Annotated in this window: 25 protein-coding genes; 9 read left to right on the top strand and 16 right to left on the bottom strand. The window is 70.1% G+C overall.

Going from position 1 to position 24,830, the window contains the following annotated elements; translation table 11 throughout:
- The first annotated feature begins 117 nt into the window (after nucleotides 1-117).
- Entirely contained in the window at nucleotides 118-1,140 is a 1,023-nt protein-coding gene (locus RM812_RS28980) for a chitinase (RefSeq protein WP_311578616.1), read from the top strand.
- A 7-nt stretch (nucleotides 1,141-1,147) separates the two neighbouring features.
- Here RM812_RS28980 and RM812_RS28985 read toward each other — a convergent pair whose 3' ends face one another.
- The 15 genes from RM812_RS28985 to RM812_RS29055 form a co-directional block, all read right to left on the bottom strand.
- Nucleotides 1,148-1,594: an imidazolonepropionase-like domain-containing protein gene (locus tag RM812_RS28985; RefSeq protein WP_311578620.1), complete on the bottom strand. Its 447-nt coding sequence runs from the start codon at nucleotides 1,592-1,594 to the stop codon at nucleotides 1,148-1,150.
- A 7-nt stretch (nucleotides 1,595-1,601) separates the two neighbouring features.
- The gene (mqnC, locus tag RM812_RS28990; protein WP_311578623.1) at nucleotides 1,602-2,801 is read right to left on the bottom strand and encodes a cyclic dehypoxanthinyl futalosine synthase; all 1,200 of its coding nucleotides are present in this window, start codon (nucleotides 2,799-2,801) and stop codon (nucleotides 1,602-1,604) included.
- 78 nt (nucleotides 2,802-2,879) lie between these two features.
- A complete protein-coding gene (locus RM812_RS28995; RefSeq protein WP_311578627.1) occupies nucleotides 2,880-3,644 on the bottom strand; it encodes a prepilin peptidase in 765 nt (254 codons plus the stop codon).
- Complete coding sequence (locus RM812_RS29000; protein WP_311578631.1) at nucleotides 3,641-6,640, bottom strand: BTAD domain-containing putative transcriptional regulator; 3,000 nt, start codon at nucleotides 6,638-6,640, stop codon at nucleotides 3,641-3,643. Before RM812_RS29000 ends, RM812_RS28995 begins: the two co-directional genes overlap by 4 nt.
- Nucleotides 6,641-7,189: 549 nt before the next feature.
- Entirely contained in the window at nucleotides 7,190-8,242 is a 1,053-nt protein-coding gene (locus RM812_RS29005; protein ID WP_311578635.1) for a hypothetical protein, read from the bottom strand.
- Nucleotides 8,230-8,892: a hypothetical protein gene (locus tag RM812_RS29010; RefSeq protein WP_311578638.1), complete on the bottom strand. Its 663-nt coding sequence runs from the start codon at nucleotides 8,890-8,892 to the stop codon at nucleotides 8,230-8,232. The genes RM812_RS29005 and RM812_RS29010 overlap by 13 nt, the downstream gene beginning before the upstream one ends.
- 63 nt (nucleotides 8,893-8,955) lie before the next feature.
- Nucleotides 8,956-9,417 carry a pilus assembly protein TadG-related protein gene (locus RM812_RS29015; RefSeq protein WP_311578641.1) on the bottom strand — a complete coding sequence of 154 codons (462 nt, stop codon included), beginning with the start codon at nucleotides 9,415-9,417 and terminating at the stop codon, nucleotides 8,956-8,958.
- Complete coding sequence (locus RM812_RS29020; RefSeq protein ID WP_311578709.1) at nucleotides 9,414-9,791, bottom strand: TadE/TadG family type IV pilus assembly protein; 378 nt, start codon at nucleotides 9,789-9,791, stop codon at nucleotides 9,414-9,416. The genes RM812_RS29015 and RM812_RS29020 overlap by 4 nt, the downstream gene beginning before the upstream one ends.
- Before the next feature lie 111 nt (nucleotides 9,792-9,902).
- Nucleotides 9,903-10,364: a TadE family protein gene (locus RM812_RS29025; protein WP_311578644.1), complete on the bottom strand. Its 462-nt coding sequence runs from the start codon at nucleotides 10,362-10,364 to the stop codon at nucleotides 9,903-9,905.
- Between the two features lie 31 nt (nucleotides 10,365-10,395).
- On the bottom strand, nucleotides 10,396-10,656 hold the full coding sequence (locus RM812_RS29030) for a hypothetical protein (protein WP_019328443.1): 261 nt from the start codon (nucleotides 10,654-10,656) through the stop codon (nucleotides 10,396-10,398).
- 57 nt (nucleotides 10,657-10,713) lie between these two features.
- The gene (locus RM812_RS29035; RefSeq protein ID WP_311578649.1) at nucleotides 10,714-11,637 is read right to left on the bottom strand and encodes a type II secretion system F family protein; all 924 of its coding nucleotides are present in this window, start codon (nucleotides 11,635-11,637) and stop codon (nucleotides 10,714-10,716) included.
- Nucleotides 11,634-12,674, bottom strand: coding sequence for a type II secretion system F family protein (locus RM812_RS29040; protein WP_311578652.1), 1,041 nt, complete (start codon nucleotides 12,672-12,674; stop codon nucleotides 11,634-11,636). Before RM812_RS29040 ends, RM812_RS29035 begins: the two co-directional genes overlap by 4 nt.
- Before the next feature lie 7 nt (nucleotides 12,675-12,681).
- Entirely contained in the window at nucleotides 12,682-13,989 is a 1,308-nt protein-coding gene (locus RM812_RS29045; protein WP_311578655.1) for a CpaF family protein, read from the bottom strand.
- Nucleotides 13,986-14,843 (bottom strand): hypothetical protein, encoded by an 858-nt coding sequence (locus RM812_RS29050; RefSeq protein WP_311578658.1) that lies wholly within the window; start codon nucleotides 14,841-14,843, stop codon nucleotides 13,986-13,988. The genes RM812_RS29045 and RM812_RS29050 overlap by 4 nt, the downstream gene beginning before the upstream one ends.
- 18 nt (nucleotides 14,844-14,861) lie before the next feature.
- Nucleotides 14,862-15,587, bottom strand: a complete 726-nt coding sequence (locus tag RM812_RS29055; RefSeq protein WP_311578661.1) for a hypothetical protein — start codon at nucleotides 15,585-15,587, stop codon at nucleotides 14,862-14,864.
- A 509-nt stretch (nucleotides 15,588-16,096) separates the two neighbouring features.
- Here RM812_RS29055 and RM812_RS29060 point away from each other — a divergent pair.
- From RM812_RS29060 to RM812_RS29070, 3 genes are all read left to right on the top strand, one after another.
- A complete protein-coding gene (locus tag RM812_RS29060) occupies nucleotides 16,097-17,035 on the top strand; it encodes a hypothetical protein (protein WP_311578665.1) in 939 nt (312 codons plus the stop codon).
- 60 nt (nucleotides 17,036-17,095) lie between these two features.
- The gene (locus RM812_RS29065; protein ID WP_311578667.1) at nucleotides 17,096-17,854 is read left to right on the top strand and encodes a hypothetical protein; all 759 of its coding nucleotides are present in this window, start codon (nucleotides 17,096-17,098) and stop codon (nucleotides 17,852-17,854) included.
- Between the two features lie 89 nt (nucleotides 17,855-17,943).
- Entirely contained in the window at nucleotides 17,944-20,097 is a 2,154-nt protein-coding gene (locus RM812_RS29070) for a hypothetical protein (RefSeq protein WP_311578672.1), read from the top strand.
- 57 nt (nucleotides 20,098-20,154) lie between these two features.
- Here the strand turns inward: RM812_RS29070 and RM812_RS29075 are convergent, their stop codons facing one another.
- Nucleotides 20,155-20,331 (bottom strand): hypothetical protein, encoded by a 177-nt coding sequence (locus RM812_RS29075; protein WP_311578674.1) that lies wholly within the window; start codon nucleotides 20,329-20,331, stop codon nucleotides 20,155-20,157.
- Nucleotides 20,332-20,604: 273 nt separating this feature from the next.
- Between RM812_RS29075 and RM812_RS29080 the strand changes: the two genes are divergently transcribed.
- Genes RM812_RS29080 through RM812_RS29100 form a run of 5 tightly spaced genes read left to right on the top strand, consistent with a single transcriptional unit; the run spans nucleotide 20,605 to nucleotide 24,740 of the window.
- Nucleotides 20,605-21,276, top strand: coding sequence for a hypothetical protein (locus RM812_RS29080; protein ID WP_311578676.1), 672 nt, complete (start codon nucleotides 20,605-20,607; stop codon nucleotides 21,274-21,276).
- Nucleotides 21,273-22,352 carry a hypothetical protein gene (locus RM812_RS29085; RefSeq protein ID WP_394816530.1) on the top strand — a complete coding sequence of 360 codons (1,080 nt, stop codon included), beginning with the start codon at nucleotides 21,273-21,275 and terminating at the stop codon, nucleotides 22,350-22,352. The genes RM812_RS29080 and RM812_RS29085 overlap by 4 nt, the downstream gene beginning before the upstream one ends.
- Nucleotides 22,353-22,380: 28 nt before the next feature.
- Nucleotides 22,381-22,899 (top strand): DUF3093 family protein, encoded by a 519-nt coding sequence (locus tag RM812_RS29090; RefSeq protein ID WP_311578682.1) that lies wholly within the window; start codon nucleotides 22,381-22,383, stop codon nucleotides 22,897-22,899.
- 48 nt (nucleotides 22,900-22,947) lie between these two features.
- On the top strand, nucleotides 22,948-23,778 hold the full coding sequence (locus tag RM812_RS29095) for a hypothetical protein (protein WP_311578685.1): 831 nt from the start codon (nucleotides 22,948-22,950) through the stop codon (nucleotides 23,776-23,778).
- A gap of 14 nt (nucleotides 23,779-23,792) precedes the next feature.
- Nucleotides 23,793-24,740, top strand: coding sequence for a hypothetical protein (locus tag RM812_RS29100; protein WP_311578688.1), 948 nt, complete (start codon nucleotides 23,793-23,795; stop codon nucleotides 24,738-24,740).
- Nucleotides 24,741-24,830: the final 90 nt, after the last annotated feature.

The following is a 24,830-nucleotide window of genomic DNA, read 5'->3' on the forward strand; positions in this document are numbered from 1 at the left end:
CTGTCCGCGACCTGTGGGGCGGCGGGAAACCGCACCCTTTCCTCAGGAAAGGCCCAGGCAGGCGTGCGACCTTCACTCGTCCGACCACTCCGATGACGAGAACGGGAGCGTACGCACATGAGGGCCTACCGGAAACCGGCGGCCGGGCTGGCCCTGCTGCTCGCCCTGGCCACCGCGGGATGTTCGGCGCAGGACGGCACCACCGACGCGGCCCCCGCGACACCGTCCGGCTCCCCCACGGCCCCCTCCGGCTCCCCCGCGCCGGCCACCGCCTACGCCCCCTACGTCAGCGCCACCACGGCCGCCGCCACCGACTCGGCGGGCTCCCCGGCGACGTACAACCTGGCGTTCGTCATCTCCTCCGGCGACGACTGCACCCCCCGCTGGAACGGCGTCCAGGACATCGGCGACACCTCGGTCGCCTCCCGCATCGCGAAGCTGAAGGAGTCCGGCCCCACCGTCCGCGTCTCCTTCGGCGGCGCCTCCGGCAAGGAGCTGGCGGCGGCCTGCGCCAGCGCCTCGGAGCTGGCGGCGGCGTACGGCGAGGCCCTGGACGCGGCCGGCTCCACGCGCGCGGACTTCGACATCGAGGGCGACGAGCTGACCGACGCCGACTCCGTGGCCCTGCGCTCGGAGGCGATCGCGCTGCTCCAGGAGGACCGGAGCGACCTGGAGGTGTCCTTCACCCTCCCGGTCATGCCCTCCGGCCTGGACTCCGACGGCCTCGCGCTGCTGGCGTCCGCCAACGACCACGGCGTACAGGTCTCGACGGTCAACCTCATGACCATGAACTACGGCGAGTCGTACGACGCCGACATGGGCGACTACGCCCTCGCGTCGGCGAAGGCCGCCCACGCCCAGCTGACGCAGGTCTTCGGGACGTCGGACGCGGACGCCTGGCGGGGCATGGCGCTGACGTCGATGCTCGGCGTCAACGACGTCGCCGGTGAGACGTTCACGCTCGCGGACGCGGCCGAGGTCCGGGCCTTCGCCCAGGAGAAGGGGATCGCCTGGGTGTCGATATGGGCGACGTTCCGGGACCGGCCGTGCGCCGACGACGCCTCTGCGGACGACGCGCTGACCGACTGCAGCGGGGTGGAGCAGGAGAGCGGCGCGTTCGCGGAGGCGTTCGCGGGATAGCGCGCGCTCAGCGACGCCGGTGCACCAGGCGGCCCGCGCAGACGGTCGCGATGCACGCGCCGGTGTCGTCGAGGACGGCGAGGTCGGCGCGGCCGAGGTCGACGAGGGCGGTGGGGCGGGGCCGGGTCAGCACCACGACGTCGTTGCGCTCGGCCGCCGCCCGCAGGCCGGGGGCGCCCGCGTACTCCTCCAGGACCGCCACCGCGCCCAGCTTCAGCACGGCGTGGACCTGCTCGCGCGGCGTGGGGGCGTCCGGCAGCGGCCCCTCGTGGACGCGTGCGGGGCCGAGGACGCCGGGCCAGCGCCGCACCCGCGCGGCCGGGAACCGCTCCACCAGCTCGGCGAGCGGTCCCACGGCGGCGATCCGGATGCCCTCGACGGCGACGGCACCGTCCTCGACCGGTGCGGAGTCCCAGGTGTGGCGCACCTGGTCGGCCGCGTGAATCGTCAGCACGGCGGCGTCAGTTGGAAGCGAGCAGCTTCAGCTCGGGATGAGCCGTCCCGCCCTCGATCGCCGTGGACGAGATGTGGGAGACGACCCGCTCGTCGACGGGGTCGTTCGCCGGGTCGTCGTGCACGACGAGGTGCTCGTACGTCGTGGCGCGCTGCGCCGGGACGCGCCCCGCCTTGCGGATCAGGTCGATGATCTCCAGCCGGTTGGAGCGGTGCTTGGCGCCGGCCGACGACACGACGTTCTCCTCCAGCATGATCGAGCCGAGGTCGTCGGCGCCGTAGTGCAGGGAGAGCTGGCCGACCTCCTTGCCCGTGGTCAACCAGGAGCCCTGGATGTGGGCGACGTTGTCGAGGAAGACGCGGGCGATGGCGATCATCCGCAGGTACTCGAAGAGCGTGGCCTGGGTGCGGCCCTTCAGGTGGTTGTTCTCGGGCTGGTAGGTGTACGGGATGAAGGCGCGGAAGCCGCCGGTGCGGTCCTGCACGTCCCGGATCATCCGCAGGTGCTCGATGCGCTCGGCGTTGGTCTCGCCGGTGCCCATCAGCATGGTGGACGTCGACTCCACGCCCAGGCCGTGCGCGATCTCCATGATCTCCAGCCAGCGCTCGCCGGACTCCTTCAGCGGCGCGATGGCCTTGCGCGGCCGCTCGGGCAGGAGCTCGGCTCCGGCACCGGCGAAGGAGTCGAGCCCGGCCGCGTGGATCCGGGTGATGGCCTCCTCGACCGACACACCGGAGATCCGGGCCATGTGCTCGACCTCGCTCGCCCCCAGGCTGTGGATGACGAGCTCGGGGAACTCCTTCTTGATGGCGGCGAAGTGCTTCTCGTAGTACTCGACGCCGTAGTCCGGGTGGTGGCCGCCCTGGAACATGATCTGCGTGCCGCCCAGCTCGACGGTCTCCGCGCAGCGGCGCAGGATGTCGTCGAGGTCGCGGGTCCAGCCCTTCTTGGTGTCCTTGGGGGCCGCGTAGAAGGCGCAGAACTTGCACGCCGTGACGCACACGTTCGTGTAGTTGATGTTGCGCTCGATGATGTACGTGGCGATGTGCTCCGTACCGGCGTACCTCCGCCTGCGTACGGCGTCGGCGGCGGCGCCCAGCGCGTGCAGCGGGGCGTCGCGGTAGAGGTCGAGCGCCTCTTCGGGGGTGATCCGCCCACCGGCGGCGGCGCGGTCGAGGATGGGCTGAAGGTCGGCCTTCTCGGTCACCGGCGTCCCTTTCGCAAGGTTCGTAAGGGTTGTGGACGGACGCGACCAGCCTACGCCAGCCGTTTTCCCAGGTCGCCGTCAGGCCGCGTACGCGCCCGCGAGGACGCCGAGGAACGCGCCCGCGATCAGGAACGGCCCGAACGCGATGGCCGTCCCGCGCCCGGCACGCCGCACGACGACGAGGGCGCCGCCGTAGAGCGCGCCGAGCAGGAACCCGGCGAAGGTGCCGAGCATCACCGTCGGCCAGCCGTACCAGCCGAGGACGGCACCGGCACTCAGCGCGAGCTTGACGTCGCCGAATCCCATGCCGGCCGGGTTGATGAGGAACAGCACGCAGTAGCCGGCGCCGAGGGCGAGGGCGCCCAGCACGGCGGTGGTCCACTCCCCGGCGTGCTCGGGCACGAGGGCGGTGAGGCCCAGGAGGGCGAGTGCGGCGCCGGCGAGCGGCAGGGTGAGGGGGTCGGGCAGCCGCCGTACCCGCAGGTCGACGACGGCCAGGAGCACGCCGACGGGCGCGAGCAGCAGCCAGACGGCCAGCTCGGGCCGGGTACCGGTGGCGGCGGCGAGGGCGGCGCAGACGAGGGCGGTGACGGTGGCGAAAAGGGCGGCGCCGGGGCCGTACGGCGGCTCGTCGGCCGGGCACTGCCCGCACCGGGCCCGCCCGAGCCAGCCCCGGACGGGGTGCGTTCGCGGGCAACGCTCGTGCCACGCCTCCCCCGCGGGGGCGGAGAAACGGTAGGCGGCCCGCGGCAGCAGCACCCCCGTCACCGCGCCCCACGCCGCGGCGACGACGAGGACGAGGACATCGAGGCCGAGGAGACCGAGGCCGAGAGCGAGACTCATCCGGCGGCCGCGGCGCCGTCGCGCCAGGTCGGAAGCAGCTCGTCGAGCAGGGCCTCGGTGCGCGGCGGGACGCCGCGCGCCCCGCTGCGGACGATGAGGTCGGCGGCGAGGGTGCCGAGCCGTTCGGTGTCACCGGTGGCGTGCGTGGCGCGCAGCAGTTCGTGCCACAGGCGCTCGTCGCCGGGCGCCGTGCGCAGGGCCGCGTTCAGCGCCTCCATGGCCTTCTCCGCGCGGTTCTTCTCCAGGTGGAACTCGGAGAGCGCCAGCCCCGTGTCCGCGACGAGCAGCGGGAGCTGGGCGTCGATGATCTCGTGGGTGAGCCAGCGGTAGCGGCCCTCGGGCCGGTCGGCGAGCAGCGGTCCCCGCACCAGGACGAGTGCGTCGGTGAGCAGCCGGCCGCGCACCTGGCGGCTGTCGACGCCCCGGCCCTGCGTGGCCTCGTAGTAGAGGGAGCGCAGTACGTCCAGGTCGGAGACGACGGACTTGGCGAGGGTGAGCCGTCCCGTGGCGTCGGTGCCGAGCCTCGGCGTGCCGTCGGGGTCGGTGCCCAGCCAGGCCCGCAGCCGCTCGAGCAGCGCGTCGCGCACGTCCTCGGTCACACCGCGCGGCCACAGCGCGGAGGACAGCACGCGCGGGTGGACGCCCTCGCGGTGCAGCAGGAGCAGCGCGAGCGCCTCGTGGAGCTGGGCGCTGCGGTCGCCGTCGGGCGCGTCCAGGCCGATGATCTCGTACGACCCGACGAGGCGCGCGTACACCGCGGGCCGCCCCTGCTCGCTGACGTCGACGAGGAACGGCGGGGTGTTGGTCGGTCCGCCGGGCCCGCCGGGTCCGTGCCCGGGGTCGGCGTCGGTGAACAACTCCACGACGGCCCGTTGCTGGGCGACCGGCAGCAACTGGGCCTCCAGGTCCAGCCCGAGGAGCGGGGCGAGGAGCCTGCCGGCGCCGGTGACCTCCATCTCCCAGGCGGCGCCGGGCAGCTCGGTGCCCCCGGTGCCGACGAGGTACCCGATGCCGAGCCGGCCGGCGTCGGCGGCGAGCTCCGCGAGCCGCCAGGCCTCCTCGTCGGACGGCTGGGCGGCGAGCAGCACGAGGTGCGGCGCCCAACGCGTGTGCTGGGCAGGTCCGGTGCGGCCGGTGAGGACGGAGTCGTGCCCGGCGGCGCCGAGCGCGCCGCGCCGCTGCCGGGTCTCGGCGGACATGGTCTCGAAGAGGTCCTCGAACCCGTCGAGGTGACGGATCCGGTTGGGCGCGAGGGGCGTGAGGTCCTCGCCGAACCCGACCAGGGTGATGGTCATACGGTCCGACCATCCGTTGGTGGCCAGTTCGGCGGCGACCGACGCGAACACGGCGGCCCGGTCCGCCTCCGCGCCACTGAGCGAGACGAGGCCGGGCACGGCCTCCAGGTTGAGCAGCAGCCGGGAGTCGTCCATGGTGCCGAGGCTGACGAGACCGGGGTACGGCGCGGCCGTGTCGGCGTCCTCGTACCGCTCGGCGCCGTCCTTCGCGAGCGTCCAGAACGTCTGGTCCTGCCCGACCTGCCAGGGCGCCGGCGGCTTCCCGGCCGGCTGGGCGAGCTGGAGGTGCAGGTCGCCGTTGCCACTCATCCAGGCCGCGTAGACGACGGGCAGCGGGCGCGACTCGGCGGCGAGGGCGGCGGACAGCCCGCGCAGCGAACGGTCCAGCAGGCGTACGCCCTCCGGGTCGGCGCCGACGAGCAGCGCGTCCTGCACGTCCTGGGCGTCGCCGGTCGGCGTGGGCGGCTCCATGCCGCGCCGCCCGCCGATGCCGCCGAGCGCCGACTGCCACAGCGCCTGCCGGCGCCGGCGGCCGAGGGCGCCGAGGAGACCGGCGGCGAGGAGGGGGGCGGCGAGCAGGGCCTCGGGCAACCCGAAGGAGTGCCCGGCCTGCCCGGCCTGCCCGGCCTGCCCGGCCTCGGCGGGGGTGGCGTGCTCCCGCCCGGTGCTGGGAGCGGGGGCGGGCTTCGCGGGCGTGGCGGGAGCGGGCCGCTGCTCGGGAAGGGACACGCGGGCGTCGCCGCCGCCCGCGGCTCCGCCGCCACCCTGCGCCTGGTCCCCCGTCCGCGCGTAGTCGTGGATCTGCTGCCGCACCTGCTCGGAGACCTTCGGCGCCTCGTCGGGCATCTCGACGAGCTCGCCGCCGCGTGCGTCGCCGGGCATCTCCATGATCCACCCGGGCCGGATGAGACTGGCCTCGGAGAGCTTGGACCCGTCCGGCTGCACCCGGTCCTTGTTGAGCTCGAAGATCTCCTTGTACCGGCGCCCGTCACCGAGGTGCCGGTCGGCGATCTCCCAGAGGGAGTCGTGGTGACGCCCCTCCGGCGGCTGGATCCGGTAGTACTTCGTGTCACCGTGCGCGGCGGAGGCACCGTCGGCGCGGGCCGCCGCCTGACCGGCCTGCTCGGCGAGGGCGTTCGCGGCACCGGCGGCCGCCCCCTGCTGCTGGGCGAAGATTCCCGGCGTCTGCTGGGCCGCGGCGACGGACGGCTGCTGGTTCCCCTCCAGGCTCTGCCCGAGCTGCGACAACCCCGGCGTGAGGCTGGCCGCGGTGGCGCCGACGAGCAGCAGGGCGGCGACGAGCTGCCGGGCCAGCAACTGGCTGGGCCCGGACCCCGGCACCCGCCCCGGCACCCCGACGCCGGACAGCGCGGCCTTGACCTCGACGAGCACGCAGGCCGTGAACTGGGCCCACGCGAACCAGACGATGACGGTCAGGATGTGCAGGAAGGTCTGGACGGTGATCTCACGCTGCAGCCAGTCCAGACCGGGCATGCCGTCCGGCAGGGGCCAACCGATCTGGGTGGCGAGCGCGAGGGGCACCCCGACCACGAGCACGAGCAGCGCGACGAAGGCGAGGAACGCCTTGACGAAGTCCCCGAACGACCGCCGCCGCACACGCACCGGTTGAGGTGTCCGGTTCCTGGGAGCCGGCGAACTTCCCGTCGAGCTTGACGAGCTGGTGGTGCGGCGTCGCGGCATGGCGGGTGTCCTGGGTCGTGGGCGGGCCTACGTGGCGGACCGCCGGGGCGTCCGGTACGAGGGGTGTGCTGAGCCTACAGAGATCTTATGGACTCCCATGGGCAGCGTCGAAGGCCCACGGATATCAGACGTCACAACTCCCATCCGCTTTACACCCTTTACCCCATGACGTCACCCACCCCTTCACGGCCCCCGCACATTGCCCCGAAACCGCCCGGACCCCCTGCTTCACGCCCTCCTGGACCCGGACAGGGCTGACGAGCCCTCGCCCCGCGGCAACCGCTGCCTCCACACCTCAAGGCGCCCCGTACCGGCTGAAGGCCTCGGTCACCCAAGACGGCCCCGGAGCATGGAGATCCAGGAGATCCAGTCCATCGACCGCTGAACAGGTCCTCGGCACGCTCCACCGTCATCGCGCGCCGGGGCCAGACTCCGAGCTGATCAAGATCCGAGCAGGCGAGCACCCGCTCCCGCAGGGTCGGATCCTTCACCGCCCTCGTCCGGAGCCTCAGGACGACCGCCACCTGACCAGGCACCGTCCGCCCGGTCTCAACGGTTCACCGACTGGATCTCCTGCACCGTCACGTCCTGCGTCGCGCCGAACGTGCCCTCGGGCAGGCCGCCGCCCTCGCCCGTGGTGCTCGTCCAGGTGATCTTCCAGGTGACGGTGGCCTGCAGGGGGTAGGAGCCGTCGGAGCCGGAGGCGCGGAGGTAGGTGACTCCGCAGGGCGGGGTGTCGTTCGCCTTGCCCTGCGCGTACGGCTCGCCGATGCTGTCGTCGCCGTTGATCTCGCAGTCGCCCGAGGCGGGGTGCGTTCGGGCGTCGCTCGTCCCCGGGTCGATGTGCAGGGAGACCGGTTCGGCGGTGGTCGTCGCGGACAGCCCCGTGCCGGGGAGGCTGGCGGTGACCGAGATCTTTTTGAACTTGGCCTTGTCCAGCCAGACCCAGGTGGGCAGGTTCACCTTCGTCGTCCCGGCCGGTGCCATGGTGATCTCGGTGTCCGGTACGGGTAGTTCGTCGTAGGCGTACTCGGCGAGGACCCTGGGGGTGACGGCGAGGGGTTCTTCGGGCGTGTCACCGTTGTCCACCCAGAACGGTGGCTTGTCGCAGGCGCTCGCCTCGGGATCGTCCTTGCGGTTGGGGTTGACCGCGGCCGCCCAGAACATGCCCTCGCCCTGCTTGTCGAGGTTGTAGTCCTTGTACGGGTGACCGTCCTTGTACCGGTTGTCCAAGGCGTCGCCGACGAAATCCCCTACCCCGCCGAGGAACGGCAGACCATCGATACTTCGCCACAACTTGACGGTCTCCTCAATCTGCTTCGGCGAGAAGGCGGGCTCGTACCAGCAAGCCGGGGGCGTCCAGTTGCTGTCAGCAGACGACAGCTTCCCGGTTTTGGGAGAGCTACTACTGCCGTTGACCGTTGTCTGCACTTTCGTCTGGACGTACATGGTCTTGCCATTGCGGCCGCCTTCGGCGTCCTTGCTCTTGCCACTCGTGGTCGTGCGATCGGCCCAGGCGAGTGGCGCGGCCTGCAAAGTGATCAGTAGGCCGACGGCAGTGCTCAGCGCTGTGGTCTTGACGACACGCTTCACGGCTGGCACGCCTCACTTCCACGCTCCGAGGTGCTCTTGGTCGTCTGCCAGATCCCCTTGTCGTTCTTCCTGAGGCGATCGTTGTAGAGGACGTACGAATCCTTAGACGCTTCAGTCACGTTGACCTTGCCCGTCTTGATGTCCTTGGTATAGCCCTTGGACTCGTCCGCGCAGTAGACCAGCCCGGCCGAACCGTCCTTGCTGAAACTCACCTCACGATCGAAGTAGCGGACCGTACCCGTTACCGTGACGCCGTCCTTGACGAATCCGCTGACCCACTCCACTGAACCAAGGTAAGCAGAGTCTTTGCTGTAGAAGGCGACGGATGCGGACTTGGGGTCCTGTTTGCCGATCGCCTCGTCAATGGAGCGTAGGTATTCCGCATTGTCCTTGAGTACGGCGTCCGTCTTGGCGTCCCCAGTGGTTTCCGGCGTGAACAACAGATTGTCGCCCTCCGGCAGAGTGACCTCCGGTCGGTCGATGCCGTCATCCGTCGCTGTAGGTGACGGAGAAGCGGACGTCGAAGCCCCCGTGTCCGCCCCCGCGATCTCGTCCTTCCCCGAGTCCTCGGTCTCCGAGCCGCCGCAGCCGGACAGCAGGAGGGCCACGGCCGTCGTCAGGGCGGCCACCGCGGTGGCAGTGGTCGTGCGTGTGCGCATGGGAGTCGTACCTCCGTTGGTGGGGATGGGGGGACATGGAGCGGCGGAGAGTGGCGGCATCGGTCAGCCCACCTCGTTCTCCGCCACCGCCTGCCCGTGGACGACCACGTCGCCGCCGTAGAACACCCCGGTGAAGACCGGGGAGTAGGTGAGCTGGACCTCGACCTGCACCTGGGCGACGTCGGCCGTCACGCAGTGGGTCGCGGCGATGTCCGGACCGGTCATGTCCATCTCCGCGGCGAAGGCCTTGACCCTCGCGTTGCAGTTCTCGTAGTTGATCGGGGCCGGGCCGCCCACGTCGTCGTAGAGGGCCTCGCGGTCGATGTCCTGGGCGGCGTAGCGCGCAGCCTGTTCGGCGATGTCGGCGGCGCGTTCGCGCTTGGAGATGGACATGCCGCCGTCGATGACGAAGGCCGCGAGGGAGAGGAAGACCAGGGCGAAGACGATGACCGCGCCGGCGCCGGAGCCGCGGTCGTCCAGGCGGGTGCGCCGGTCCCTGAGCCACGTGCGTACGAGGGATCTCACGCCGTCCTCCGGTACGGGTCCAGCGGGGAGCTGAAGCTCGCCGACAGCGTCGTGGGGATGTCGAGGCCGATCATCGACAGGCCGCGTACCTCGCAGCTCACCTCGACCGTGAAGAGCGTGTCCGGCTCGAATCCCGCGCTCTTCTGGACCACCGACACCGGGCCGGAGCAGACGTCCTCCAGGTTGGCCTCGGCCGCTCTTCTCGCCTCCGCGATGGCCGTGCCGTGGTCCTTCTGGATCGAGCCCGCGCGTGCGGCGTCCCGCGCTGCGCCGTCGAGGGCGCCGCGGCCGTCCACCAGCTGGCCGAAGGCCACCAGGACCAGGATGAACAGGATCATCACCGGTGCGAGGATCACCACCTCGATGGTGGACAGGCCCCGGTCGTCGGCCTGCCGGAGCCGACCTCGGACGCACGCTCGGACGCACGCTCGGACGCGCGCTTGGACGCGCCCTCGGACGCAGACCCGGACGCGGGAGAGGCCCATCTAGTTCTCCCCCTCCTGCACGAACCGCTCCACCGGCCCCATCGACTGCGCGTGCACCGTCAGGTCCAGGCCCGGGAACACCGTCGGGATGCGGGCCGTGATCTCCACGCCGACCGTGTCCTGGTCCGGCTGGAGCGTCGTCACGTCCGGTGCCAGAACCAGCTGCGGGCCGAGCTGGCGGATGTAGCTGTCGACCACGTCCTGTGCCTCGCCCCGCCAGCCGCCGGGCTGGTCGTGCGCCGTCGCGCGGGCCTTGCGCGCGCCCGCCTGGGCCGCCGCCTGCGCCACGTGGTCGGCGAAGAAGTACAGCCCGAACTGCACCGTCGCGGAGATCATGAAGAAGAGGACCGGCGTGAGCAGCACGAACTCGATCGCGGTCATGCCGGAGTCGCCGCGGGTGGCCGCCGCCTCGCGTGCGGTCTCCACCCTGCGGCGCACCCGTCTCAGCACGGTGCCCGGCATCCCCGTCGTCCCCGTTCGTCGCGTCGTGCGATCAGCAGGTGCTGCCCGCGTCCGCGCCCTTGATGCAGTCGCCGACCTTGTTGGCGCCCTCGCTGAGCGCGGCGTTGATGATGGCGGCCACCACACCGACGATCGCGACGACGACCGCGGAGATGATGACCCACTCGACGGCGGACGCGCCGCGGTCCAGCTCGCCCGAGCGGGCGCGGTCCACGCGGGCCCGCAGAAAGGTGATCAGGAAGTCCACGGGCACGATGCCCGTGGTGCCGGTGCGGAAGTTCCGTCCGTTCATGGTGAGTTGTCCTCTCGAATCAGATTCTGGAAGCGGCTCGGAGTCGGAAGAGCTGCGTCACACCTGAAACACCCGCATCGCCGCCGGATAGATCAGGAACACCAGGAACCCGGCGCACAGCAGGAGCTGGGCCACGAGCATCGACTGGGACTTCTCACCCGCGCTGCCCTCGATCTCGGAGAGTTCACGGTGCCGCATGGTCTCGGCGCGGGAGGCGAGGGACTCGCGGACCTTGGCGCCGTCGTCGGCCACCAGGGCCAGGGATGCGGAGAGGTCCTTGAGTTCCTCGACGCCCAGGTCCTCGCCGAGCTGGCCCAGCGCCTGCCACTGGCTGATACCGGTGATGCGCGCGTCGGCCAGGGCGTTGCGGATGCGGTGGGTCGCCCAGCCGTCCGACACCTCCGCCGCCGCCATCAGTGCCTCGGGCAGGCCTCGACCGCCGGCCAGGCTCATGGACACCAGGTCCAGGTACGCGCCGATCACCCGCCGCAGGTCACGGCGCTTGTCGGCCGCGTCCCGGCGTACCTCCAGGTCGGGGAGGAAGAAGAAGACGACCGCGCAGAGCAGGGCCAGCCAGACCGGGACGATCGGGCTGTCGTTGAAGCCCAGCGTCCAGACGATCGCGAACAGGAACGGGCCGAAGAACAACCCGCCCGCGGCCAGCAGAACCTTCGTCGCCAGGAACTTCTCCCAGCTGCGGTCCAGCACCGCCAGGTCCGCGCGCAGCGAGCGCTGCTCCCAGCCCTGCTGCAGGTACAGCTCGGCGACACGCGCGCCGACCTGGGCGCGCAGCGTGCCGAGGCGGCCGGTGTCCTGCGCCGTGCGCGACGACGACTCGTACGCCGTCCCGCGCGCCCGCATGGCGTCGATGCGGGCGACCTGCTGGATCGGGCTCCGCCTGCTCGGCATCAGGGCGCGGACCAGGGCGTAGACGCCCAGGCCGATGACCGCTCCGACCAGCACCGGCATTGTCAGGTTCATCGTCGTACCCCCTCGTCACCAGACGCCTGCGACGGCTGTGACGGTTGCGGCAACCGCTGCGCGGGCTGGCCCTGGCGGCCCGTCCGGTCCGGCGTACGGGGACGCACGAACTGGACGTCGGAGCCGTCCCGTACCAGGAAGCGTTCCGGCGTCTCGATGGTCGACAGCTTGCGCAGCCACCAGAAGCCCAGCGCGAAGAGGCCGCACACACAGGCCAGCACGAGCTGGCCGACGGGTGAGCCGTACGGCTCGACGAAGTCCCGGTTGAAGATGGACAGGCCGAGGACGAACAGCACCGACACCGCCACGACGATCTGCACCGAGCGGCGGGTCGAGGCGCGCTGCGCCATCACGCGCTGGCGCATGTCGACCTCCTCGCGCGCCGACTTGGCCAGCGCGCCGAGGACCTGGCGCAGACCGGGGCCGCGCAGCCGCGCGTTGAGGATCAGCGCCGCGACGATGATGTCGGCGGACGCGTCGTCGATCTCGTCGGCGAGGTGCTGGAGCGCCTCGGGCAGCGGGGTGCGGGAGCGCAGCCGGTCGACCAGGGCGTCCAGGTGCGGGCGCAGCACCGGTGCGGCGGCACGGGCCGAGGCCGGGATGGCCTGCTCCAGGCCGACCGCGCCCGCGATGGTGTCACGCAGCGACTCCGTCCAGGAGGCGAGGGCCTCCACCCGCTTCATGGCGGCGCGTTCCTCGGCGGCGCCGCCGAAGAGGCGGTCCCAGAAGAAGACGAGGACGCCGGCCGCGATGCCCAGCACCGCCCAGCGGGTGAGAAGCAGGACCACGAGGCCGACGATGGCCGCGAGGGAGCCGCGCCGGCCCGCCCAGCGGATCAGTTCGTTCGCGCGCTCGCTGGCCTGCCGCTTCTCGTGCTCGGGCTTGACGGGCAGGCCGCGTACGGCGACGAGGAACAGGGCGAGGCCGCCACCGACGGCGACGCCGCATCCGAGCGCGTACAAAACCGTGGTGGAGAACAGGCCGCCCATGGAGCCGAGCGAGTCGAGAGCGGCGAGCCGGGTCGGTTCGGTCGTCATGTCCGTCTCACCCCCACGTTCCGTTGGGCCGGTAGCCGTAGGCGATGAGTTCCTCCAGGCAGGCGATGGGGGCGTGCGGTACGACACGGCCGTCGGGCGTCTCGGCGAACACCTCGCTGGACAGCACGCGGCCGTCGACGCCGTTCACCTCGCGGACGGAGGTGACCATGCGCTGGAGGCGTCCGCCGTTCTGGAAGTCGTTGCGCCGCTGGATGAAGACGACGAAGTTGACGGCGCCGGCCACCAGCATCTGGCTGGCCTCGATCGGCAGCCGCTCCGCCGCCTGCAAAGCGTACGTCGAGATGCGGTTGAAGACCTCGTGCGAGCTGTTGGCGTGGATCGTGGACAGCGAGCCGTCGTTGCCCTGCGACATCGCGTTGAGCATGGTCACGATCTCGTCGCCGAGCACCTCACCGACGATGACGCGGGAGGGGTTCATACGCAGGGACCGGCGGACCAGTTCCGCCATGCTGATGGTGCCCTGCCCCTCGGAGTTGGGCAGCCGCTCCTCGAACGCCACGACGTTGGGGTGGAGTTCGGGGAAGGTGTCGAGGCCGAGCTCCAGTGCCCGCTCGACCGTGATCAGACGCTCGTGCGGCGGGATCTCGTTGGCGAGGGCGCGCAGCAGCGTCGTCTTGCCGGCGTTGGTGGCGCCCGCGATCATGATGTTCTTGCGGGCCCGGACCGCGCAGGCCAGGAAGTGGCCGAGTTCGGGGGTGAGGGTGCCGTTGCCGACCAGGTCGGAGATGAAGACCTTGCCCATGCGGGCGCGACGGATGGACAGCGCCGGGCGCCGGGCGACGTCCATGACCGCCGACAGACGCGAACCGTCCGGCAGCCTCAGGTCCAGCTGCGGGTTGGCGGAGTCGAAGGGGCGGGACGACAGACCCGAGTAGGCGCCGAGGATCTGGATCAGCTCGATGAGCTCCTCGTCGGTCTCGGCGACCGGCTCGCCACGCTCCTCACGTCCGTCGGAGTAGCCGACGAAGACGTGGTCGCAGCCGTTGATGTCGATGTTCTCGACCTCGGGGTCGTCGAGGAGGGGCTGGAGCCGCCCGACGCCGAACAGGGCGGCGTGCACGGCCGCGGCGTACGCCTCCTCCGTCTCCGCGTCCAGCGGCGTACGCCCGGCGTTGATCTCGGCGCGGGCGTACTCCTCCAGGATCTGCGCGATGACGGCGCGCGCGTACTGCCGCTCGTCCTCGGTGGACATCGGGGTGACGCCGCTGACCTGGTCCTGGCGGCGCTGCTCGGAGATGCGGTCGCCTGCGTCCTGGCGGAACCGCTTGACCAACGAGTGGTCGACAGCGGTCATCGGCCGGCCTCCGCGTGGCCGTTCATACCGGTGCCGGCGGGCCCGGTGGGTACGGACCAGGCGGCGCCGAACTGCTGGTACAGGTCGGAGGTGACCTTGCGGGCGGAACGGATGAGCAGCGACTTCTCCAGCCGGCCGCGCCTGCGCCCGGCCAGTTGGTCGGCACCCGCCGGGTCGTCGGCGATGGTGCCGACCACCCGGGCGCCGGTCTGGGCGTGTACGAGCATGTCGTTGACCTGGCCGGAGAGCTTGGCGGCGTTGTTCGTGTCGGCGACGAGGACGACGCCGATCACCGGCATGCCGAGGCTCGCGGCACCGCGCGGACCACCGTGCAGCTTCGCGGTCAGGGCGGCGGCACGGTCGCGGACGCGGGCGATGGCCTCCGGCTCGGTACGGGAGAGCAGCAGCACCAGGGAGGCGTGCGGGAACAGTTCCATGGCCGGGGTGTCGCCGCTGATGCGACCGCAGTCGGCGATGACGTCGGCGGGCGCGTTCGGGGAGTCCGCGAGCGCGGCGAAGGCCCGGCCGAGGGTGGGCCACAGGCCCGCGAGTCCGGCGGCCTGCTCGGAGATGCCGAGTCCGACGACGACCTCGAGGCCGCCGCTCAACGGCTGGACGTGGTCCCACAGTTGGTCCGGCACGAGACCGCGCCGGGCAGTCGCGGCGATCGACAGCATCCCGGTGTTCGGGTTGAGCGGTCCGCCGTGCGCGGCGGCGGACCGGTACACCAGGTCGCCACCCGCCGGGTCGGTCTCGGCGAGCAGGACCCGGCGCGGCCAGACCGCCGCGAGGGCGACGGCCGCGGTGGTGACGCCGGGGGAACCCTTGTCGGCGGCGAGGGCGATGAGAGCCATGGCTGCTTCGGTCGCCTTCTACTTGCCGGGAACGCGTACGACGGCGACCTCGCCGGCGGCAGCCGCCGAAGCGAGGGCGGCGGCGTCCGCCTCGTCGACGAGGACGGTGACGCCCGTGTTGCCTGTGCTGAGGGTGGCGTCACCCTCGCCCGTGACTCCGGTCACGCGTGCGTCGGAGACGATGGCCCCGCCGGAGGCGGACGACGACGCGTCCCTGTCGGAGGAGTCGGAGGAGCCGGAGCTGCTCGCGCCGTTCGCACCGACGCGGTAGGCGGCGACGACGTCACCCGGCTTGATACCCGTCGGGTACTGCCCCTCCTTGAGGGCGAGGCCCACGGACGCCTTGCCCGCGGGAAGCGACTCCCCCTTGGCGAACATCTGCCCCATCACGACCGTGTCCTTGTAGATCGTGGACCTGGCCTTCAGGGCCTTGAGGGCGTCCAGCTGCGACCACTTGACGTAGTTGATGCTGTCGTCGTCGGCCACCATCACGGGCGTGACCTTGTCACCGATGGACTCGCCGGCCTGGATCTCCGCCGTCACCTTGATGACCTCGACCCGGTCCCCGGCCCGCAGCACCAGCATCGTCGCCCCCAGCGCGCCCACCAGGATCAACAGCACCGCCAGCGCGGCCAGAGCCGGTTTGCGCTCGCGAGGGGGGCTGGGAAGCCGGTCACCGACCGGCGGCTGAACCGGAGCCGCGGAACGTCCCGCCCCCGCCCCCGTACGCTCCTGGATCTTCACGCAACCGCTCCCCGTACACCCAAGAAATCGTCTGCCGCGTACTGCTCGAGCAAGTACTGCTCACGTACACGGAATCACCTGCGAATTCGGACACTTCCTCTGCGCCCGCCCGACCGGAGACGTCCGGGGGCAACCCCTGACGTACCCGCCGTACCCGCCCTACCTGGGCAAATGGCCAGCAGCGAGGCGAGTGTCAAGCCATCGCACCGTATCAGCCCCACATAAGCCCCTCAAGGCGTGCCAGCCTCTCCCGACTTCACCCCACCCACTGTTACTCATCTGCAACTTCGCACCCTCGCTGCCCCTTTGAGCACGGCCTCGCAACCAGACGTCCCGACTGTGCGCACGCGAATCCAGAACGGGTACGACGGGACACCCCGCACGTGCTGTTCATCACGGCGCGGCCATGAGGCCTGCACGATTCACTCACGAGGGAACGGATCGGTCGTGCCATGATCGTCGCTCGGATCGGTGACGGGGCGAACACGGAGAGATCACCGGAGACATCGATGGACCTACTTCCAGTGAACGGGGCGGCGTTGGCGGCCGACCCGCGGGCCGCGGAGGCGATACGCGCCGTGAGTGCGCGGCACGGGGTCGACTACATGGACGACGGAGCGGTGAGCGCGTTACTCGCGGAGCGGCGGCGGGCGTTGGAGGCGAAGCGTCGACACCCGTCCGCATGGCTCGCGGTGCTGACACTGACGGTGGGTCTGCTCCTGCCCTTCGTCATTCCGACGATCCGCACGCTGAGCGACCGTCGCCTGGTCGCGGTACTGGCTGCCTCGGGGTGCCTTGTCGTGGTCGGCACAGCCCTGGCCGTGTACGCGTACACCCGCTGGAAGCGCGCGCTGACGCATCCCACGCTGGCCGGCTACCGCGAGACCTTGGGCATCGCCCGCGCGCACGGCATCCCACTGACGCATGTCCCTGCGTGGCTGGAGGGCAAGTCGTGGACCGGAGACGGAAAGGGGTCGGCGCCGGTCCCGTCGTATCCGCCGGTCGAGCCGTTGGCCGTGGAGACGTCGGCGGTTGGCGTACCGAGGGGCGAGGCACCTCCCGGCGGGGCCGACCAGGAGCAGCAGGCGGCCAGTGCCACCCCCGCGGACTCCGTCGCCGTACCGCCGAAGCCCGCCGCCGTGTCGGAGTACGAGTGGAGGGTCAACGAGGGCGGTTGGCACGACGAGGCGGGCTGCCTGCTGGTCCTGGTCGGCGGCGGCGGCGCGCTCTATGCCTCGACGGCGAGCGAGCCGGGCGCCTACGCCGCTCTCATCCTCGTGCCCCTCGCCCTGTACGTCTGGCTGGCCGGCGTACGCCAGTACAAGGAGAAGGAGCGCCTGCGGGAGGAGGCTCTGGCCTACGTGAGGGCGATCGGGGCGGCGCAGGCGGCCGGCACCCAGGTCCCGGAGCTCTCCTTCGAACTGCGGAAGCTGGTGGACGAAGCCTAGCCGCCGACCGGCGCCACCTGCCCTCTCTTCCCCCCCTCCCCACCCACCAAGGAGCCCCTGATGAACCGCGCCACGACGGCCACCCTCTCCACCCTGACCCTGCTCTCCCTCGCCGCGCTCACTGCGTGTGGCGGGGACTCCGGTTCGAACGCGGACTCGACGGCCGGAAAGCCGGAGGCGACCACGTCCGTGACCACGTCCGCGTCCAAGCAGCCTTCACCGGCGGAGCACCTGGCCAAGACGATGGTCACGACGTCCGAGGTCGAGGGACTCCGTGTGGAGAAGCTGGACGACGAGTTCCTCTTCGCCAAGTCCCCGGACGAGGTGACCACGGACAAGCCCGTCTGCACACCGCTGGCGCTCGCCATGAACCAACTTCCCCTGGGCACCCCTGAGGCAGACCTGACCCGCTCGGTCTCGGGACAGATCGAGTCGGAGCGGAAGAGCGGCACCGGTTTCACGTACATCACCCTGACCTCCTACGGGACCGGGGGCGCGGAGTCGGCGCTGGCCGGGCTGAAGAAGGCCGTGGAGGCGTGCGGCGGCGGCTTCACGGCCAAGTCGAAGGAGAACGAGAGCTCGTACGACTCCGTCACCGCCGAGCAGCCCGCGGCGGTGGCGGGTGACGAGTCGCTCGCCTTCCGTGCGACGCTGACGTTCCGGGGCGCCACTCACACCGTGCACACCCAGGCCGTACGCGGCGGCGACGTCGTCGCCGTGTACTTCTCCGTCGACGGCCTGGCCATCGCCAACGCGAGGCCGAGCGACGCGAAGCTGTCCGCGACGGTAGTGAAGGCACAGAACGCCAAGCTGGGTTGAGGAAAGGCTTTCTCGCAGCGGCGAAGCCGTCGGCAGAGTGCCGCGGGCAGGAAACCCACGACCGGGACGGGGACAAGGAAGTGCGAGTGGTGACCACACTCACGACGGCTGGACGGCCACCGACCGACCACACCGCGAGCGGCGCGATCCGCCTGCTGCTCACCCTCTGCGGCCTCACCGCCCTGCTCCTCACCTCCGCGACCCTGGCCACCCCGGCCCGCGCCGCCGACGCGCCCGCGGCGAGCCAGCCGCCCACCCGGGCCGCCTACCTGGCCGACCGCCTCCGCGAGAACCCGGTCCACGTCACCGACCAGCTCCCCCGCGCGGTCCCGCGCTCCATGGCGCCCGACTTCGCCCGGCTCGCCCAGCGCACCGGGGTACCGACGTACGTGCTCGTCCTGCCCAACCAGAGCGCCTCCGGCGAGGACCTGCTGGGCACGGTGCACGACCGGCTCAGACGTGACGGACTCTTCGTGCTCCTCGACGAATCGGGAGTGAGGAAGGCGACGGCTTACGGCGTAAGCGCCCCCGCAGAGGCCGCCCGAACGACCACCGTCTTCGAACTCCCCTACGACGCGGGACCGCTGCGCAGCTTCGAACGCTTCGTGGACGTCGTCGCACAGGGCCCGGAGAAAGCCGAGGCGCTGGCCGGCGCGGCCCGCGAGAAGTTCCGGGACGGCAACGAGCCCGAGGCGATGTACATCGGCCCGTCCGACCGTCAGAACCAGTCCTTCGTCACGGGCATCGCGCTCACCGGCGTACCGCTGACGATTCTGCTGCTGGCGCCCTGCGTACGGCGGGCGCGGCGCCGCTTCCCGCGAGCGACCCCGCCCGGTTCGACGGCCGACCGCCCGGCCTCGACCCGCCCGAAATGGCGGCGCCTGCTCACCCCGAGCCTCGCCCTCGCCGTCGCCCTCGCGGCCGCGATCGCCCTCACCGCTCCGCTCGTCTTCGACCAGACGAAACGACGTGCCGCTCCGCTGCCCACCAGCGGCGAGATGACGGCACGCGTCGAACGGGTCGCGGAGGGCCTGGCCCGCGACCCGGTGTACGTCGACCCGGAGAGCCCACGGGTCCTGGACGCCACTCAGTTCTCCCGGCTGCACGACCGCATCGAGCGGTTCGGGCGTTCGGAGGGCGGCGGCCCGGTGTACGTCACCGTCGTGCCCCACCTGTCCGAGGACGAGTCCGCCGGTGACGAGGAACTGTTCGCGGCAGCGGTGCGGGCAAGACTCGGCAAGGCCGACGCGGTCGGCGAGACAGACGGCGTGTACGTCTCAGCCGACCCGCTGACCGGCTACATCGACGTCTTCAACCACGGCCTGCGTCTGGACAGTCGCCGCCTCCTCTTCGACCTCCCCGAGTCCATCGCCTACGGGGACGACCGGGCGAACGCGGCCGACGACCACCTCATGGGCGAGCGCCTCGACGCGCTGATGACGCACCTCGACGAGTCACCGCGCACCGACGGGCCGACCAGCTCCGGCGACCCCCTGCCCGCCCCCAGCCCCCAGGCGGAGAACAGCCTCCCGCCGCTCTTCGCCACCGACTTCTGGCCCGGCCTGTTCGTCGGCGTCATCGCGGCGCTGCTGCTGCTCGGCCTGGTGGCGGGCACCCTGGGAATCGTGGGCGCGGTGCTGCGCCGGCGCAGTCCGGCCCCGCTGCCGACGCAGGCGTTGCCCCTGGTGTCACCGAGGGAGCCGTCGGAGGCGTACCTGCGTCGCACGGCACGTACGGAACTTCAGGCGGCCTCGCTGGCCTTCGCGTCCGTCTGCGACGCGGAGGGCGAGGGCTCCGCGTCCCGCATCGGTCCCGCCTGGAACCGTTTCGACGCCGCCATGCTCCTCGTCGGCGGCGACATGGACGGCCTGCGCTCCCCGGGCACCGACCCGGCGACTCTCCTGGCCGTCATCGTCCTGGCCCGCGGGGCGCGCAACGCCCTCCAGGGCGACACCAACGACCGCTGCTGCGGCGTCAACCCGCTCCACGGCCCCTCGGCGGGCCGCCGCCACGTACGGATCTCCGCGGAGGGCAACCGCAGGCGCATGCTGTCCCTCTGCCCCCTCTGCCTGGACTCGGCCGTCGCCGCACCACGCGAACTGCGCGAGCGGATGCTGACCCTGCCCGGCCCGACGGGCACCCGGGTGCCGTACGACGAGCCGGAGGGCAGCCCGCTGTCGGTGCTCGGCGACGGGATCTCGCGACTGGCGGACAGGGTGCGGGATTCGGCGCATGTGCACTGACCACGCCGGCCGCACCACCGAAACTGCCCCCTCACAAGTGAGGGCATCAGTCGGAAATCACGCTCCACCCACATCACGCGCCGGAAAGGTCCTCGTGTCGATCTCGACCCGCTCCCCGATGGCCAGCGTGAAGACGACCGGCTCACCGTAGGGGATCTCGACGGCCCGCCCGTACCCGGAGGCGTGGGGCTCCGACAGCAAGGTGACCACCGCCTTGAAGGGGTCGGCGATCACGTAGAGACCGATCGTCGGCGTACCCGCCGTGCGCGTGCCGGCGGTGCACTACAGCCGGATAACAAGAAGCCCGACCGACCGGCCCCCGCATTGCACGTCGCCACGTTCGAGGCCGCTCTCGTTTGAGCACGATCAGGACACAGACCACCACAACCGTCACCCATATCTGTCGATTTACCACGATTCTGGGAGTAGTTCGCCCTGGTGAAACCGGGAACCCCGCAGATACCGTCAGTACCCTCGACGCACTTTCTGTCTCACGGGGAGTCAACTGTGAAGCGCCGCTCTTTGCCCGTTGCCGCTGCACTCACCGCCTCAGCGGTACTGCTCCTGGGAGCGTGCGGCAGCTCCGAGGACAGCTCGAAGGACAACGCCAAAATCGCCGGCGCCGACCAGGGCACGGAGACACCGTCGAAGTCGGCGGAGCCCTCGGGAGCACCCGCAGCGGACAAGCCGGACGGCGTGGACGTGTCCCTGCCCAAGGACATGAACCTGGTCTTCGACTGGGAGAAGCCGAAGGACGAGAACGAGGCGGCCGCGATGTCCGACGCGGCCAACTTCTTCCGCGCCATCTACCGGGGCGTAGACAAGCGCACGGCCAAGGACGCTGCCGTGGCCGCCTACGCAACCGGTGAGGGGCTGAACTACGCGGAAACTCAGATCAATGCCTGGATCGAAGGCGGCTGGACCGCCACCGGCACACTGCGCCACTACGACGCCACCACTCGGTCCGCCGCGAATGGCAAGTCGGTGGAGGTGGCATTCTGCGCGGACTCAGGAACGTTCTACGGCAAGGAGATCAAGACCGAAAAGGTCTTGAAGACCGATCCCAGTATCGAAGACTTCGACTACTACAAGATCATCATGATCAAGTACCCCACGGGTACTGACCTGTGGCAGGCGTCCAAGGTGTTTGTCGAGACGAAGGCGGAGAAGTGCCGGTGAAGGGATCACTTCGCGCATTCATCGGCACCGCAACACTGACGCTGGCGCTCAGCACCATCGTCCTCACGGAACCCGCTCACGCGGCGAAACCGGTGGGCTCCGCCGAGGGAGCCAGCACGGAGCAGACGGGAGGCGGCGACGACACCGGCATCTACGCCGCCGCACGCATCCAGTACTCCGGATCCGTGGCCCCGAACGGCGGCACGGGCAACGTGACGTCCGCCGACGTCAACTGGACGCCTCCTCCCTGCTGGTACGCCCCCTACCTCGGCGCCAAGGACTTCAAGAAGAAGATGTCCAAGGACATCGAGAACGCCGCGAGCGCACCCGGCATGACCGGGCACGCGGGCGCGGCGATCGGCGAGACGAAGCGCCACTACGAGGACGGGTACGGATGGACCGACACCCCCGGCTACAAGGACTACAACGTCGAGAAAGACGGCGAGGGGATGTTCTGGGCCGGCGTCGAGAACCCCAACGAACCGGACATCCTCAAGCGCAGCTCCTGCACTGACCTCCCGTTCTGGGTGGACAACGGTGAGACCCCGCCGCCCCAGTACGAGGAGGCCATCACCCCGGAGACACTCGCCGCCCTCGCCTACCAGCACATGCAGCTTCCCGACACCAAGGTCAGCCTCGCCCCCGCGCAAACCACAAAGGTGAATCTGCCGACCTGGGCCTGGCTCGACAAGGCCGTCTTCGACGAGGTCCAGGCCACGGCCACCCTCAACGTCCCCGGCTTCACCCTCACGGCCACGACGACCGCCAAGCCGATGTCCCTCAAACTGGAGCCGGGCACCAAGGACGCCTTGACCTACCCGGCCTCCGGCGAGTGCATCATCAACGCCGACGATTCGATCGGCGAGCCCTACGCCAACGGCAAGGCCGACCAGACCCCGCCCTGCGGAATCAAGTACCTCCGCTCCTCCGGCGAAGGAACCTACGACCTCCAGGCCACCATCACGTGGGACATCACCTGGACCGGCACCGGCGGTGCGGGCGGCGACATGCCCGACGGAACCTTCGGCAACGCCCAGGCGATCACCGTCCAGGAGATCCAGTCCATCAACCGGTGAACACAGCAGTAGCAGTCAGATGAGGAACATGCGTTACGTAGAGAAAACCCCGAAGACCTGGTCTGCGATCTGCATCACCGTGTACGTGGCCAGCATGGCCTACATGGGAGTCGACACCCTTCCCGACGAGTTCGGCCTGTGGTTCGGCATGTGCGCGCTGTTCCTCTTGCTGCTACTCCCCTGCCTCGCCGTTCCCTTCTCCAAGTTCATCTACCACCGGATCCAAGTGGACGAGGGGACGCTCCGTGTCGGCCGTGAGCGCATCCCGCTCACGGCCATCGACCCGGTTTCCGTCCAGGAGGCTTCACAGGTAGCGCTCCCCACAGCAACTCAGCAGTACGCGGCTTCGCTGAATGCGATCGACGCACCGCTGCCCGGCCTACGAGCCGGCGACCAGGGCAACCCCCGTCTCGCAGGCGGTGGGTGGGGCGTCCCCATGGGCATGGACAGTGTCGTTGTCCGCACCCATCAAGGCGAGCAGCTCCGCATCGCGACCCGTGACCGCGTGGCCTTCCTCACCGCACTGGCCGAAGGGCTGTCGGGCTGACCAACACCGCTGAGCACGCACCACACACCGTGAGGGAAGCTTCATCACATGCCTTCTTTCGACAGCTCGCGAGGCCGTTTCCGGCTGGCCGACCGCCACATCGCGGTCTTCGCCCACCTGCTGGACAAGGAAGCACCACCCGCGGAGCTCCACCACTCCCTGAGCGAGCTCCAGCGAGCCGGTCTTGTCGGGCCTGAAGGCGAGCTCTCGCCACTACTGCGCGAGCTCCTGACTGCTCTGGCCCGTCCGGTGGTGCTGGTCCAAGCCGAGGTCACCGGCCGGCACGGCGTCCTGACCCATGGCCTTGTCGTCGGACAGGACGCTGTCTTCTCCCACGACGCTTGGCCCGGTGAGGAAGAGTCGGAGTACGTCCCGATCGAGCCCAAGACCCTGGTGTGGGACATGGCCCGCAAGGTCAAGCTACGGCGCGTCGAGCCCGACGATTCGGAGATCGCCAAGGTTTCCGAGGTCAAGACAACCATGAGCACGCTGGACGAGATCTTCACCGCCGCGGAAAGCAGTTCCGACGACGCGGCAACCGCGAGGACGGCTGCCCTCGGCGCGCTCTCGAAAACCTCCGACCTCGCAGAACCGGAGCTCACAGCACTCGTCGAACTCGTGCTGTCCATGGACTCGTCCTGGCGCATCACGACCGTTTGGGAAGGAAAGCAGGGCGCTCAGGCGGTGCACAGCATCGCGGTGTGGGACTGCGGCCGTCATGGCTATTGGCTGCGCACACAGCCCGAGGAGCCGGTCGAGGATGGTCAAGTCGGACCCGACAGCCCCCTGACGGTCGTACGGTCCAGCTCCGGCGAGGTCTGGGACATGCTGGCCGACCTACTGCCGGACAAGGAAGACTTCATCATCAAAGACACGTAGTCAAGGGGACCAGGATGCGGTCTGTCAATCCGGACGATCTTGATCAGCTTGCCAAGCTCCTGGATGGTAAAGGGGGATTGGCGGACAAACTCAATGACGCCTTCACACGCGCCTCCAACCTCGGCGTCTCCGACAAGCTCGCCCCCATCAAGCCGATGCAGGCCTGGGTCTCAGAGACGCCACCCGATCTCCGCAGGCGCGCGAAATTGGTTCGGGAGGACGAGCTCTCCGAGCGAGGCCACCGGGAGACGTACAGTGAGTGGCTAGCACGCGTCGAGGCTCATTATCTGACCAAGGTGCCTGGTCTCAAGAAATTCGGAGAAAAGGGTATTGAGTCATTCCTCAATGACGCTACCGACATCGCAAGCATGGTCAAAATCGGCGGCCTGACACTCGCCTCGGGCACTGGCATGGGAACCGTTCTATTTAAGAATTCCTGGCACAGTGGCTGGCTTCGGAGTGCCATTGAATCCGAATGGTGGGGGCGAGGCGGCACCCTACGCACCTTGACTGGCGCCAGACTACGGGGTATACCCAAAGGCGCTCTGCGTTCCCTTTCTGCGCCAGGCAGTTGGCTCCCTGGCCAATTGGGCACTATGTTCACCCGGAGCTCAGCCTACCAACGCGCCAGCAGGATTCCGTTTACTGCGACGATGCGGGCAAGTGCGCTGGGCCACGCGTGGGACGCGTTCCGCACGCTACCGGTCATGCGCTCTTCAACGGTCACCAGGAGCATCAATCTCTTGGTGGGTTCTGACGCACTGGCCATGCGCTACGGGGGAACGACTCATTCCGGAGCGCTTGTAGCTCGCGCCGGCAATGCGAATCTCCTCAAAGTCGCACGCACGGCTTCATACTTCCAAAAGCTGAACAACGCTCGACCATCCGTCACCGCTGCGGGAAAGACGGCTTCCCCGTTCCTTAACCTCGCCGTTTCGGTTGGGGCGATGAGGTGTCGTTGAGGGGGAACTGCCGGGTGGCTGACGCGTTTTCGGTGTTGGGACATGGTGGAGACCCGGCGCGGTGGTCGGGTTCTCCAAGGTCCTTCGGGT

The sequence above is a fragment of the Streptomyces lancefieldiae genome, assembly GCF_031845825.1.
In the GTDB taxonomy this organism is placed as follows: Bacteria; Actinomycetota; Actinomycetes; order Streptomycetales; family Streptomycetaceae; genus Streptomyces; species Streptomyces lancefieldiae.

Bases quoted from the DNA above. Each gene is read 5' to 3' on its own strand.
- RM812_RS28980 (WP_311578616.1), top strand. From the start codon at position 118: ATGAGGGCCTACCGGAAACCGGCGGCCGGGCTGGCCCTGCTGCTCGCC.
- RM812_RS28995 (WP_311578627.1), bottom strand. From the start codon at position 3,644: ATGAGTCTCGCTCTCGGCCTCGGTCTCCTCGGCCTCGATGTCCTCGTC.
- RM812_RS29000 (WP_311578631.1), bottom strand. From the start codon at position 6,640: ATGCCGCGACGCCGCACCACCAGCTCGTCAAGCTCGACGGGAAGTTCG.
- RM812_RS29010 (WP_311578638.1), bottom strand. From the start codon at position 8,892: ATGCGCACACGCACGACCACTGCCACCGCGGTGGCCGCCCTGACGACG.
- RM812_RS29025 (WP_311578644.1), bottom strand. From the start codon at position 10,364: ATGCCGGGCACCGTGCTGAGACGGGTGCGCCGCAGGGTGGAGACCGCA.
- RM812_RS29030 (WP_019328443.1), bottom strand. From the start codon at position 10,656: ATGAACGGACGGAACTTCCGCACCGGCACCACGGGCATCGTGCCCGTG.
- RM812_RS29035 (WP_311578649.1), bottom strand. From the start codon at position 11,637: ATGAACCTGACAATGCCGGTGCTGGTCGGAGCGGTCATCGGCCTGGGC.
- RM812_RS29040 (WP_311578652.1), bottom strand. From the start codon at position 12,674: ATGACGACCGAACCGACCCGGCTCGCCGCTCTCGACTCGCTCGGCTCC.
- RM812_RS29045 (WP_311578655.1), bottom strand. From the start codon at position 13,989: ATGACCGCTGTCGACCACTCGTTGGTCAAGCGGTTCCGCCAGGACGCA.
- RM812_RS29050 (WP_311578658.1), bottom strand. From the start codon at position 14,843: ATGGCTCTCATCGCCCTCGCCGCCGACAAGGGTTCCCCCGGCGTCACC.
- RM812_RS29060 (WP_311578665.1), top strand. From the start codon at position 16,097: ATGGACCTACTTCCAGTGAACGGGGCGGCGTTGGCGGCCGACCCGCGG.
- RM812_RS29065 (WP_311578667.1), top strand. From the start codon at position 17,096: ATGAACCGCGCCACGACGGCCACCCTCTCCACCCTGACCCTGCTCTCC.
- RM812_RS29090 (WP_311578682.1), top strand. From the start codon at position 22,381: ATGCGTTACGTAGAGAAAACCCCGAAGACCTGGTCTGCGATCTGCATC.
- RM812_RS29095 (WP_311578685.1), top strand. From the start codon at position 22,948: ATGCCTTCTTTCGACAGCTCGCGAGGCCGTTTCCGGCTGGCCGACCGC.
- RM812_RS29100 (WP_311578688.1), top strand. From the start codon at position 23,793: ATGCGGTCTGTCAATCCGGACGATCTTGATCAGCTTGCCAAGCTCCTG.